The organism is Streptomyces sp. NBC_01210, assembly GCF_036010325.1.
Taxonomy (GTDB): Bacteria; Actinomycetota; Actinomycetes; order Streptomycetales; family Streptomycetaceae; genus Streptomyces.
Genome location: NZ_CP108549.1, coordinates 3752755 through 3764865, shown reverse-complemented (window position 1 = coordinate 3764865; position 12111 = coordinate 3752755). Strand labels below are relative to the sequence as shown.

12 protein-coding genes are annotated in these 12111 nt (G+C 69.2%); 9 read left to right on the top strand and 3 right to left on the bottom strand.

Going from position 1 to position 12111, the window contains the following annotated elements; genetic code table 11:
• Positions 1-93: 93 nt before the first annotated feature.
• Complete coding sequence (locus OG735_RS16925) at positions 94-1002, bottom strand: RNA polymerase sigma factor SigF (RefSeq protein ID WP_327324006.1); 909 nt, start codon at positions 1000-1002, stop codon at positions 94-96.
• Between the two features lie 305 nt (positions 1003-1307).
• Here OG735_RS16925 and OG735_RS16920 point away from each other — a divergent pair, with 305 nt between their 5' ends.
• The 7 genes from OG735_RS16920 (at position 1308) to OG735_RS16890 (ending at position 7309) form a co-directional block, all read left to right on the top strand.
• A complete protein-coding gene (locus tag OG735_RS16920) occupies positions 1308-1676 on the top strand; it encodes an STAS domain-containing protein (protein WP_327324005.1) in 369 nt (122 codons plus the stop codon).
• A 160-nt stretch (positions 1677-1836) separates the two neighbouring features.
• Entirely contained in the window at positions 1837-2331 is a 495-nt protein-coding gene (locus OG735_RS16915) for an ATP-binding protein (RefSeq protein WP_327324004.1), read from the top strand.
• Positions 2332-2506: 175 nt separating this feature from the next.
• A complete protein-coding gene (locus tag OG735_RS16910) occupies positions 2507-3202 on the top strand; it encodes an LPXTG cell wall anchor domain-containing protein (protein WP_327324003.1) in 696 nt (231 codons plus the stop codon).
• Between the two features lie 3 nt (positions 3203-3205).
• Positions 3206-4141 (top strand): COG1470 family protein, encoded by a 936-nt coding sequence (locus OG735_RS16905; RefSeq protein ID WP_327324002.1) that lies wholly within the window; start codon positions 3206-3208, stop codon positions 4139-4141.
• A gap of 2 nt (positions 4142-4143) precedes the next feature.
• The gene (locus OG735_RS16900) at positions 4144-5343 is read left to right on the top strand and encodes a hypothetical protein (RefSeq protein WP_327324001.1); all 1200 of its coding nucleotides are present in this window, start codon (positions 4144-4146) and stop codon (positions 5341-5343) included.
• A gap of 14 nt (positions 5344-5357) precedes the next feature.
• Positions 5358-6719: a hypothetical protein gene (locus tag OG735_RS16895; RefSeq protein WP_327328348.1), complete on the top strand. Its 1362-nt coding sequence runs from the start codon at positions 5358-5360 to the stop codon at positions 6717-6719.
• Positions 6720-6946: 227 nt separating this feature from the next.
• Positions 6947-7309: a hypothetical protein gene (locus OG735_RS16890; protein ID WP_327324000.1), complete on the top strand. Its 363-nt coding sequence runs from the start codon at positions 6947-6949 to the stop codon at positions 7307-7309.
• Between the two features lie 108 nt (positions 7310-7417).
• On the opposite strand, the gene OG735_RS16885 is transcribed toward OG735_RS16890, so the two are convergent.
• Entirely contained in the window at positions 7418-8923 is a 1506-nt protein-coding gene (locus tag OG735_RS16885; RefSeq protein WP_327323999.1) for a peptide MFS transporter, read from the bottom strand.
• 467 nt (positions 8924-9390) lie between these two features.
• On the opposite strand from OG735_RS16885, the gene OG735_RS16880 reads away from it, so the two are divergent.
• A complete protein-coding gene (locus OG735_RS16880; RefSeq protein WP_327323998.1) occupies positions 9391-10068 on the top strand; it encodes a response regulator transcription factor in 678 nt (225 codons plus the stop codon).
• 147 nt (positions 10069-10215) lie between these two features.
• Complete coding sequence (locus OG735_RS16875) at positions 10216-11484, top strand: ATP-binding protein (protein WP_327323997.1); 1269 nt, start codon at positions 10216-10218, stop codon at positions 11482-11484.
• Between the two features lie 68 nt (positions 11485-11552).
• Here the strand turns inward: OG735_RS16875 and OG735_RS16870 are convergent, their stop codons facing one another.
• On the bottom strand, positions 11553-12059 hold the full coding sequence (locus OG735_RS16870; protein WP_327323996.1) for a GtrA family protein: 507 nt from the start codon (positions 12057-12059) through the stop codon (positions 11553-11555).
• Positions 12060-12111: the final 52 nt, after the last annotated feature.

Here is a 12111-nt window from a genome sequence, read left to right as displayed (position 1 = left end):
GTGGACCAATCAGGACTGCCCCGTCAATAACGGGGAAGGGCCCATTCCTTGACGGAATGGGCCCTTCCAGTGGCCTGTGCGGCGCGTCCCCCGTTACTCCTCCAGCGTCAGGCCCTTCCGGAGCTTGACCAGGGTGCGGGACAGCAGCCGGGACACATGCATCTGCGAGATTCCGAGCTCCTCGCCGATCTCCGACTGCGTCATATTGGCGACGAAACGCAGGGAGAGGATTTTACGGTCCCGTGGCGGAAGGCTTGCAATCAGCGGCTTCAGCGACTCGACGTACTCGATGCCCTCGAGTCCGTGGTCCTCGTAGCCGATGCGGTCCGCGAGCGCGCCCTCGGTGTCGTCCTCCTCGGGCTGGGCGTCCAGCGAGCTCGCGGTGTACGCGTTGCTCGCCGCCATGCCCTCGACGACCTCGTCGTTGCTGATGCCGAGCTGCTGCCCCAGTTCGCCGACCGTGGGCGCGCGGTCGAGCTGCTGGGCGAGTTCGTCGCGCGCCTTCGCGAGGTCGAGCCGCAGCTCCTGGAGGCGGCGCGGCACCCGCACCGACCAACTGGTGTCGCGGAAGAATCGCTTGATCTCGCCGACGATGGTCGGCATCGCGAAGGTCGGGAACTCGACGCCGCGGCTGAGTTCGAAGCGGTCGATCGCCTTGATCAGGCCGATCGTGCCGACCTGGATGATGTCCTCCATCGGTTCGCTGCGGGAGCGGAACCGGGAGGCGGCGAACTTGACCAGCGCCAGGTTGAGTTCGACGAGCGTGTTGCGTACGTAGGCGTACTCGTGCGTGCCTTCCTCGAGGGATTCGAGGCGCCCGAAGAGCGTCTTCGACAGGGCGCGCGCGTCCACTGGTCCCACCTCGTTGAAGGGTGGGATCTGCGGGAGCCCGTTCAGCCCGTTCAGGCTTTCCAGGTTCTCGGGTTCGGGGGCGGGGGCGTGTGTCGACGGCGCGGTGGGGGTACGCGATGCGTCGAGCCGGGGTGACATGGTCTCCTCCATCGTTCTCGGCATATGGCCGCCGATGCCAATACGTGCTGCTGCGGTGAGCGGCGCCTCCAAAGCCGGTCGTGTTGGTTGTGTCCGTACTAGGCCTACCCGGTCAGTGCGGGCAGTTGCAAGTGTCATATGTTCTATATGTCCGTTATGGTGGAGAGTTCGGCTACCCGTCGGCCCATGGAAGGGCTACTCTTCGTCGGGCGTCCACGCCGTCCGATGACGGCGCTCGACGCACGCAACGACACTCCGATGACACGACGGCGATGCGGCGAACGATGCAGCGCACGACACGGCGAAGAGGGACGGGCATGGACCGCGGGACGGTCGGCAGCGCGAACCGGGGCCGGCTTCAGGTCGAGGTTCGGACCGAGGGCCACAGCGAGGTGGTGAAACCGGCGGGTGAGCTGGATCACCACACCGCCGAATTGCTGCGCGCGCCACTGGACGACGCGGTCGAGCAGGGCCGGGTACGGCTGGTCATCGACTGTTCGGAGCTCGAGTTCTGCGACTCCACCGGGCTCAATGTGCTGCTCGGCGCGCGACTGAAGGCCGAGGCGGCCGGGGGAGGGGTCCATCTGGCCGGGATGCTGCCCGTAGTGGCCAGGGTCTTCGAGATCACCGGAGCAGATGCGGTCTTCACCGTGCACGACTCCCTCGAAGCGGCCCTCTCCGACTGACTGTCGCCCCCCTTTGTTGTCCGCGTCACGCGCGCCGCTTCGGCGTAGTGGGTGTTGTCACGATTCGGCAGGGCAGGAGAACCCCCGCAGAACGTCGACGACCCCGCACTCTGTGTATTCAAGTCATGGCAATTTGGTGAATCGGTGAGGTGAAGCGCTGATGAGCACCACCCGGCAGCAGCCGCCGGGCGACCTCGGCCCCGAGCCGAACGGCGCCGGCGCCGCCCCTGCCTCCGGTGCACCCGGTGGTGCGGTGCGCAGTCTTGCCCTGGGCAGCGCCAGCGGCATCGTTCCGATGGCCCGCGACTTCACCCGCCAGGCGCTGTACGACTGGGGCTGGCTGCCCGCCGCCAGCGCCGACCGGCGGGCGGCGGCGGAGGATGTGCTGCTGGTCGTGTCCGAACTGGTCACCAACGCCTGCCTGCACGCCGATGGCCCGGAGCAGCTGAAAGTCGGCTGCGACGGGAAAGTGCTGCGCCTGGAAGTCACCGACCGGGGCACCGGCCAGCCCGCCCCGCGCACCCCGCACCGGGCCGGACGGCCCGGCGGACACGGGATGTTCATCGTCCAACGTCTCTGTCTGGACTGGGGAGTTGTCCGCGTGCCCGGCGCGTCGGGCAAGACGGTCTGGGCGGAGCTCGCCGCGCCGTCCTAGTGCCGCGGGTAGCGGTCCACGGCAGGTTTTGAATCTCTTGTAGAGCACGTCAATACGGCGTGCTCTTTGTCTTCCCTCCCCAAGGTCCCAGGCGTACCTTGAGCGCCCGATCTGATGTGTCGTCAGTAACTTCGGCGACATCAGGCAGTAACTTCCGGCCTGAGGGGAACTCGAGGTGTCGTACCAGAAGCGGACAGCTCTCGCGCTGGCAGCAGCGGTGGCGGGCTCGGTGGTGCTGATGGCCGCCCCTGCCGCCCAAGCCAGTGTCGTGGACGTCGACTACCAGTGTCAGACTCCGATCGGGCCAAAAGGCGCGGTCTCGCCGATCGATATCAAGAGCGTCAGGAGCGGCGGCGGCTACCGGCTGACGATGTCCTTCCAGAAAGGCGTCTCCTCCAGCCCGGTGGAGCTCGGCAAGGGCGCGATGAAGCCGAGCGCACTGATCAAGCTGGGCGGCGCGGAGGAGGGTTCGGTCGCGGTCTCCGGGCCCGCGAACGAGGCGGCGATCCCGGCCAACACCCCTATCAAGATCAATGACTTGACGGGGACGTACACCCCGAAGAAGAGCGGCAAGGTCACCTTCACCGCCGGAGTGCTGACGATCAAGGCGCTCGGTACGACGACGACGTGCACTCCCAGGAACAACCCCAAGCCCTCGCTGGAACTCGACGTCACGGCGGCGGGCGGCGGTTCGGGCGGCGGCGGTTCCGACGGCGGTACGGGGCAGAACGCCCAGTCGGGCGGCGAACTCCCCAAGACCGGCCCGGTCGACTCGGCCCTCGCGCTCGGCACGCTCGGCGGGACGGTCCTGCTGGCCGGAGCGGCCGGGGTGCTGTGGCTGACCCGGCGCGGACAGCGCACCGCGAGCTGACCCGTGCACGTGCGCGCACGCCTCGCCGTCGCCCTCGCCGTCGCCGTGCTGCTGTGCGCGCTCTGTGGGCTGTGCGCCCCTGCCGCGTGGGCGTCCGGCGAGCCGACGTGGACGGCGGAACCGGCGGCGGGCGGAGGCAGACCGTACATCTATATGGAAGGCGTGCCCGGCACCGTCCTCGAGGACAAGCTCTCCGTGACGAACCGGGGCGCGAAGCCGCTCGCCGTCCGGCTCAGGTCCGCCGATATGTTCAACACCGCGGGTGGCGCGCCCGCGGTACGGGGCGCGCGGCAGTCCAAGGACGCGGGCACCTGGATCACGCTCGCCGCGAACCGGGTGACGGTCCCGCCCCGCACCAGGGCGGAGGTCCCCTTCTCGGTCACGGTCCCTCCGGGCGCACTCCCCGGCGACCATCCGGGCGCGGTTGTGGCGGAGTCCGGCGGCCGTGAGGCGGGCGTACGGATCCAGCTGCGGGTGAGCGGCCCCACGCTGGCGGCGCTCACGGTCGAGGACGTGGCGGTCTCCGGCGGCGCGATCCGCTACAGCCTGGTGAACCGCGGCAATACGGCGCTGACCCCGCAAGTCGCGTTCCGCGCGGACGGTCTGTTCGGGCAGGTGCTGCGCCGGGCGCCGCGGACGCTGCCGGTGGAACTGCTCCCGGCCCAGCGCGTCAGGATCACCGAGAAGTGGACCGATCCTCCCTCGCTGAACAAGGTGACCGTCCACATCGAGGCGACGGCATCGGGCGACGCGAGGGCCGAGGCCTCGGTATCGGCGGCCTTCGTCCCCTGGAGGGCGGTGGGGGGCGCGGTCGCGGCTCTGCTCACCACGTCCGTGACGACGCTGTGGTGGGTGCGGCGCCGACGCCACCCCCCGGCCCCCGATCCGACCTCTGAACAGACGGACAACGACCGGCACTTGGCGAGGTCAGGAACATGACGATGCACCACAGAGCTGACGCCGCAGGGGGCGTCGGGCGTCGCGAAGCTGACGCCGTTGGGGTCGACGGGCGTCAGCCCCCGCGCGCCCTCCAACGCCCGGGGGTCCGGGGGCTTGCCCCCGGTCACGGGAAGGGGCGGGGTGGGGGAGGCTCCACCGCCCGCCGCCCCAACGCCCTCGCTGTCCTCCTCGCCCTGCTCCCTCTGCTGCTGCTCCTCCCCGCACTCCCCGCCTCCGCGGCCGACGCAAAGCCCGCGGTCAAGCTCTCCCAGGCGCAGGCCGGCAAGGGCGGCGACATCAGCGTCAGCGGTACCGGATGGCGGCCGGGCACGCTCCTCATGATGCTCATCTGCGGGCAGGCCGTGCCTGGCAGAGGCGTGATCGGCGGCACCAACGCCTGCGCCAACTCCGACGGCCGCGCCGTCACCACCGACGCCAAGGGCTCCTTCAGCAAGGAGATGCCGGTTGCCGAGCCGCCCAAGCCCTGCCCCTGCGTGGTGCACGTAGCGACCGTGACCGGTGAACAGGCCGTCGTCGACGCCTCGTTCACCGTCGCCGGTCACCCCACCGCACCGCTGCCGCAGCAGGCGGGCGCCGGCAGGCTCGCCGTCCTCGCCGCCACCCGGCTCGAGGGCGAATCCGGCATCCTCGTCTTCTTCGGCGCCCCGCCGTCCCGCCGGCTCGAGTTCACCGTCGGCAACCTCGGCTCCGCGCCCGTGCGCGACCCTGTCTTCCAGGTCGGCACCTCGCACGGCGTCTTCGCCCCGCAGTGGGAGGAGCAGCAGTGGCGCGGCACCATCGCGCCCGGCCAGAAGGCACAGGTCAAGCTGCCGGTCCAGCTGTCCGCCGGGGCACACGGCGACTACCAGATCTCCGTGAAGTACGGCACCAAGGTGCTCGTCGAGCAGCCGTGGGGCGTCGGCCGGCCGTGGGGCGTCACGATTTTCTGGCTGCTGCTGGCCGTCGTCGTACCGGCCGCCGTCTTCCGTATCGGTATGGCGATCGTCGACCGCCTCCGCCCACGCGGCAACGGCCGCCACCGGACCGTCCAGCTGCCCACGTTCCGCCGCCCGGGCTCCCGGTCCCGCGCGCGGCCGTCCGCGGCGCCGAAGAGCACCACGACCACCACGGCGGCTCTGCCGTGGTTCACGCCTGACTCCGCACCGTCAGAGAACCGGTCCACGACGAAGGGACATTCGTGAGCACGCAACGGAGGATGAGCGCGGCCGGAGTCGCGCTGATGCTCGGCGGCGCGGGGATTCTGCTGGCCGCAAGCCCCGCCCAGGCAGCCGAGGTCTCGTACCGGACGGAGTGCATCCCACCGCCCATCTCGGGCCTGCCGCCCGTGCAGGGCACCACCAAGGTCGAGATCACCGCGCCCGCCGAGGCGAAGGTCGGCGATGAGGTCGAAGTGGTGTGGAGGTTTGTCGAGGCGGCTTCCAAGAACCCCGACATCATCGATCTGGAGAAGGACACGGTGAAGCCCACCGGCACGCTCAAGGCGGCCGGTACGCAGACCGCGGACATCGCCATGGAGGGGCCGCGGACGAACCCGCCGATCCCCAAGAACAGCCCGATGAAGCTGTCCGACATGAAGGGCAAGATCAAGCTGACCAAGGCCGGCGAGGTCACGCTGACGCCCGACGCGTACAACATCAACGTCTCCAAGCCGATGTCCACCGACACCAAGTGCACGCCGAAGGAGACGGTCAAGGCCGCCGCGACGATCAAGGTGTCGGACGGCAGTGGTACGTCCGGCGGTACGACGACGTCCGGCGGAACCACCTCAGGCGGTACCACGACGTCGGGCGGTACGACGACGTCGGGCGGTACGACCACCTCAGGCGGCACCACCACCTCAGGCGGTACGACCACCTCAGGCGGCACGACCACCTCAGGCGGTACGGCCTCCGGCGGTGGCGACGGCGGCCAGAGCGACTTCCCCGGCAAGGAGGTCGCCGTCACCTTCGCCTGCAAGTCGCCGGGCCCGGCGAGCATCAACTCCAAGGTGACGATCAACGCCAAGAAGAACGGCGGCAGTTACGACCTGGTCGTCAAGACCGCCAAGGGCGTCATGAACAGCCCGGCGGCACTCCCCGCCGGTGCCCTCAAGCCGTCCATGGCGGTCCTGCTCGGTGGCGTCGACAAGGGCACCGTCCCCGTCACGGGCCCCGCCAACAAGGATCCGCTGGAGCAGGGGAAGCCGGTGGACCTGCCCGATATGACCGGTACGTACAAACCGGGCGCGAGCGGCAAGTCCACGCTCAGCCCCGGCACCCTGACGATCGACGTCACCCTGGGCGGCCAGAAGATCAGCATCCCGTGCACGGTCAAGGGCTCGGCGGCCGTCTCCCTGGAACTCGACACCTCGGCCCAGCCGGGCGGCGCGTCGGGCGGTGACAGCGGCGGCGGCACCACATCCAGCGGCGGTACGAGCACGAGCGGCGGCCTCGCCCAGACGGGCGCCGAGGACAACGGCGCCCTGCGCGCCCTCGCCCTGGTCGCCGGCACAGTGATCCTGCTGGGCGGCGCGGTGTTCACGTTCACGCCGTGGCGCCGACTGCGCGGCACCCGCTGACATCCCCCTGAGCGGTGCGCTTCCGCCCCGGCCTGCCCGGCCGGGGCCGGAAGTGGATCTTGCTCAAATGTTGCTCAGATCAGCCCGCGCAGGTTGCTTCGTCATGATCCGAATGGATATGTTCGCTGCCTTCGCCTGAGCGAAGGCGAAGTTGGCTGATCGGCCGGAACTCCAGCTCGACGAGACATGACCCTCCGTCGCGCTGTCCGGTCGCGGAAAGGAAGCAAATGCGCTGGGGGAAGAAGCTCGCCACGGGAACGCTCGCCACGATGATGGCGGCGACGGCGACGGGGCTGATCACGGCAGCTCCGGCCGAGGCGGCCGGAACGAAGTACAAGTGCAAGGCATCGGCCACCCTGGACTGGGGCCGTCCGAAGGCGACCTCTGCCTGCTCGAAGTCGGGCTCCGGCAAGGCGATCAAGCAGCACCGTGTCGTTCTCGTCTGCGATGTCTTGCGCGGCACGGGTGCGGGTATGGAGCACACCATCCCGTGGACGCTGCGGGGTGACTGGAAGAAGCCGGGCGAGAAGTCCACGGTGATGTGCGGAATGCGCAGCTTCCTGCGCAGCTACAAGGCCGAGACCAGGTAGTCGAGACCGATTACGAGGCCGAGTAAGCGGTCCGGTCAACGACAGAGGGTCGGTGCGAAGAGCTCTTCGCACCGACCCTCTGTCGTTGCGCCTGCTGGCGCGGGGGAGTTACTTCACATCGCCCATGAGCGCGCGGATCTTCTTGCCCGCCGTCATGAAGGCGAGGCCCGCGGCGACCGCGATGATCGCCCACATCGTGTAGTAGAGGGTGTCGCCCAGCGGGGCGTTGAGCTTGGTGGTCCAGCCGTTCAGGGCGTTGCCCGTCGAGGTGGCGAGGAACCACAGACCCATGATCTGGCCGACGAACAGCTTCGGGGCCAGCTTGGTCGACAGGGACAGGCCGACTGGCGACAGGCACATCTCGCCGAGGGTCTGGACCAGGTAGACGCTCAGCAGCCAGAAGACGGTGACCTTGCCGGTCTCGCTGTTGGCGGCGGCAGCGCCGGCCAGGCCCATGATGCCGAAGGAGCCACCGATGAGGAGCATCGCCAGGGCGAACTTCAGCGGGGTGCTGGGCTCACGGTTGCGCTTGGCCAGCCTGACCCACAGGGCGGCGAAGACGGGGGCCAGGACGATGACCATCATCGGGTTCACCGACTGGTACCAGGAGGCCGGGAACTCCCAGCCGCCGATCATGCGGTCCGTCTTGTTGTTGGCGAAGATCGTCAGCAGTGAGCCGGACTGGTCGTAGATCATCCAGAACAGCACGGCGGTCACGAAGAACCACACGTACGCCTTGATCTTCGGCCGATCCTCGTTCGTGAGAGCCGGGTCCCGGAAGATCGTGATGAAGTACACGATCGGCACGACGATGCCGAGGATGGCCAGGACGTTGACGATGTGCTCGATGTCGTACGTGCCCACGACGATGTCGGCCACCAGCGCGAGGACGGCGAGGCCGCTCCACAGTCCGACCTTGCGCAGAACAGCGCGCTTCTCCTCCGGCGACGCCGGCTTGGCCGGCTCCTTGCCGATATCACCGAGGTGGCGGCCGCCCAGGACGTACTGGACGACGGCAAGAGCCATGCCGATACCGGCGACTGCGAAGCCGAGGTGCCAGTTGACGTTCTCGCCGAGGTAGCCGACGACCAGCGGGGCGGCCATACCGCCGATGTTGATCGCCATGTAGAAGAGGGTGAAACCGGCGTCGCGGCGGGCGCTGGACTGGCCCTCGTAGAGGCCGCCGACCATCGCGGAGATGTTCGGCTTCAGCAGACCGGTGCCGATCGCGATCAGCGCGAGACCGACGAAGAAGGCGGTGTTGTTCGGGATCGCGAGGGTGAAGTGGCCCAGCGCGATGACGATGCCGCCGACGAGAACGGACTTGCGCGCGCCCCAGAGGCGGTCCGCGACCCAGCCGCCGGGCATGGCAGCCATGTAGACGACGGCGTTGTAGACACCGTAGATCGAGGCGGCGAGCGCCTCGCGGCCCTGGAGCGGTCCGTCGAGGACGGAGGCCACCAGGTAGAGGGTGAGAATTCCGCGCATTCCATACCAGGAAAAGCGCTCCCACATCTCCGTCATGAAGAGGGTGGCCATACCGCGGGGGTGGCCGAAGAAGGTCTTCTCGCCAGAGGGAGCCCCGGCGGTGTCCTTCGTCAGGCTGGACGCCATGGTCGATCCTTGCTTGGTCGGGACGCGCTGCTTTGTGAGCGGTACGCGCCCGGTGTGGGGGTGGCCGGCACCGGCAACGGATGTGCCCCACCCCACGCCTGAGGGGTTCGCTCCGCAGAAGCGGGAGCCGAGGGACAGTCCGCACCGGGATCCACGCCTCGCGCGCTGTGTCGCGCACCAGGCCCGGTCCATCGGTCATTCACTGTCTTCGAGGCCGGCAGGGCCAACCTCGCGCAGAAAAGAGACCCTTGGCGCGCTCAGCAGGCCAAAGGTCCCGTGTAGTGCACAGGCTTCTCGCCACCATACGTCACGACACAGTGGCATATGGAAGGACTTGAGACATGGATCACAGGATTTAATGGAACCGCTGCCCTGATTCGAAGGCGGCAACCATGATTGCATCCCAGACCCGCAGGCCTTGACGATCAAGCCCCAACCTGCGAGTCGCGCGGACTACCATCACCCACATGACCCGTGTACTGCTCGCCGAGGACGACGCTTCCATCTCGGAGCCGCTGGCCCGCGCCCTACGTCGGGAGGGGTACGAGGTCGAGGTGCGCGAAGACGGTCCGACCGCGCTCGAAGCCGGACTTGTCGGCGGCGTGGACCTCGTCGTCCTCGACCTCGGGCTGCCCGGCATGGACGGCCTGGAGGTCGCCAGACGGCTGCGTGCCGAGGGCCACACCGTGCCCGTCCTGGTGCTGACCGCCCGCGCCGACGAAGTGGACACCGTGGTGGGCCTGGACGCCGGCGCCGACGACTACGTCACCAAGCCGTTCCGCCTCGCCGAGCTGCTCGCCCGGGTACGGGCCCTGCTGCGGCGCGGCGCCGCCGAGCACGTCCCGGCGCCCGCCACCCACGGCGTACGGATCGACGTCGAGTCGCACCGGGCCTGGATGGGCGACGAGGAGCTCCAGCTCACGGCCAAGGAGTTCGACCTGCTGCGGGTCCTGGTCAGGGACGCGGGCCGGGTGGTCACCCGCGACCAACTGATGCGCGAGGTCTGGGACACCACGTGGTGGTCGTCCACCAAGACGCTGGACATGCACATCTCGTGGCTGCGCAAGAAGCTCGGCGACGACGCGGCGAACCCGCGCTACATCGCCACGGTCCGGGGAGTGGGCTTCCGCTTCGAGAAGAGCTGAGGCACGGCGAAGAGCCGAGGCACAGCGAAGAGCCGAGGCACGGGGGCGGAGCCCGCACGGAACCCGCACCGGACAGGAAACCGCGCCACGAGGCCTAGGCTGAAGTACGGGCACTCCCCGTACACCGCGTCCCGCCCGGAGGGCACTTTGCGCCGCCGCCTCATCAACTCCACGCTCGCCGTCGTGCTCGTCGTCATCGCCGTCTTCGGTGTCTCCCTCGTCCTCGTCGAGACCCGCACCATCAGCAGCAGCGCCCAGGAGAGCGTGGACTCCGAGGCCCTCCGCCTCGTCAGCATCGTCGACAGTCGGCTCATCGGCGGCGAGCCCGTCAACCCGGACATCCTGGCCGAGCAGAGCGGCGCCAAGCGGTACGCGCAGATCCAGATCCCCGGCCGCGCGCCCATCGCGATCGGCGAGCGCCCCTCCGGCAGCGTCATCCGCGGCGTCGCGCGCGGCGAGCGCGGCGAGTCCGTCACTGTCGAGGAATCCCGTTCCTCCGTCACCCGCGAGGTCGGCCGGACCCTGCTGATCATCGCCGCGGTTTCGCTGCTCGCGGTCGTCGCCGCCGTACTGCTCGCCGTACGCCAGGCGAACCGGCTCGGCTCGCCGCTCACCGACCTCGCCGAGACCGCCGAGCGACTCGGCTCCGGCGACCCGCGCCCCCGCCACAAGCGCTACGGCGTCCCCGAGCTCGACCGGGTCGCCGACGTCCTCGACGCCAGCGCCGAGCGCATCGCGCGCATGCTCACCGCCGAGCGCCGGCTCGCCGCGGATGCCTCGCACCAGCTCCGTACGCCACTGACCGCGCTCTCCATGCGGCTGGAGGAGATCACCGTCGCCGAGGACCTCGAGACGGTGAAGGAGGAGGCGAGCATCGCGCTCGCCCAGGTGGAGCGGCTCACCGATGTGGTGGAGCGGCTGCTCACCAACTCCCGTGATCCGCGTACCGGTTCCGCCGTCGTCTTCGATCTGGACGAGGTCGTCAAGCAGCAGCTGGAGGAGTGGCGGCCGGCCTACCGCAGCGCGGGCCGGGCGATCGTCTGCTCGGGACGGCAGGGCATGCGTGCCGTCGGCACCCCGGGCGCGGTCGCCCAGGTCCTCGCCGCGCTGATCGAGAACTCCCTCATGCACGGCGGCGGCACCGTCGCCGTCCGCACTCGCGTCACCGGCAACCAGGCCGTCGTCGAGGTGACCGACGAGGGCCCCGGCGTACCGGCCGACCTCGGCGCGCGAATTTTCGAGCGGACCATCAGCGGCCGCAACTCGACCGGCATCGGACTGGCCGTGGCCCGCGATCTGGCGGAGGCGGACGGCGGACGGCTCGAGCTGCTCCAGCAGGATCCGCCGGTCTTCGCGCTCTTCCTGAGCCGGGTGCAGCGCGGCCGCCGGGACGAGCAGACACCGATGGTCAGATAGCGGTCGGACAGCCGTCGGACAGCCGTGGGACAGTCGGCGTGCGGCCCGGGCTCAGCGGGAGGCCGGGCTCAGCGGGACACCCGGTCGGGCTGCGGCGGTCGCTGCCCGAGGAAGGACTCCGCGGTCTGTACGGCCTCGCGCACCGGCAGCGCCCGGAACACCCAGGTGCGGTACGACCAGAAGCGGAACAGCGTCGCGATGCCGATACCGAGGAACTTGAACACATTGCTCTGGAGCGGACTGTCCCAGCCGAAGCCGTACGTCGCGGCGTAGAGCACCCCGCTCTGGATCACCAGCCCGACCAGGCTGAACAGGAAGAAGAGCGTCAGCTCCTTGGTCCTGCGGGTCTTGTCGCGGTCCCGGTAGGTGAAGTAGCGGAAGCCCACATAGTTGAAGGCGATCGCGACGACCGTGGCCACGATGCTCGCCCGTACCACAGGGAGGTCCGTGAGAGTCCGTACGAGATTGAAGACTCCCAGGTCCACCAGGAGCCCCACCGCACCAACCGCGCCAAACTTCGCGAACTCGCGCGTGAGCTGATCAAGCGGCACGCGCAGTGCGCTTCGTTCACTCATGGTGATCGCTCAGCCCCGTTCGGGTCGGTGTCGTCAACTCGGCCATGCTAAC

Excerpts from the sequence above, each read along its gene's own strand:
- OG735_RS16925 (WP_327324006.1), bottom strand. The coding sequence starts at position 1,002 with ATGGAGGAGACCATGTCACCCCGGCTCGACGCATCGCGTACCCCCACC.
- OG735_RS16920 (WP_327324005.1), top strand. The coding sequence starts at position 1,308 with ATGGACCGCGGGACGGTCGGCAGCGCGAACCGGGGCCGGCTTCAGGTC.
- OG735_RS16915 (WP_327324004.1), top strand. The coding sequence starts at position 1,837 with ATGAGCACCACCCGGCAGCAGCCGCCGGGCGACCTCGGCCCCGAGCCG.
- OG735_RS16900 (WP_327324001.1), top strand. The coding sequence starts at position 4,144 with ATGCACCACAGAGCTGACGCCGCAGGGGGCGTCGGGCGTCGCGAAGCT.
- OG735_RS16895 (WP_327328348.1), top strand. The coding sequence starts at position 5,358 with ATGAGCGCGGCCGGAGTCGCGCTGATGCTCGGCGGCGCGGGGATTCTG.
- OG735_RS16890 (WP_327324000.1), top strand. The coding sequence starts at position 6,947 with ATGCGCTGGGGGAAGAAGCTCGCCACGGGAACGCTCGCCACGATGATG.
- OG735_RS16885 (WP_327323999.1), bottom strand. The coding sequence starts at position 8,923 with ATGGCGTCCAGCCTGACGAAGGACACCGCCGGGGCTCCCTCTGGCGAG.
- OG735_RS16880 (WP_327323998.1), top strand. The coding sequence starts at position 9,391 with ATGACCCGTGTACTGCTCGCCGAGGACGACGCTTCCATCTCGGAGCCG.
- OG735_RS16870 (WP_327323996.1), bottom strand. The coding sequence starts at position 12,059 with ATGAGTGAACGAAGCGCACTGCGCGTGCCGCTTGATCAGCTCACGCGC.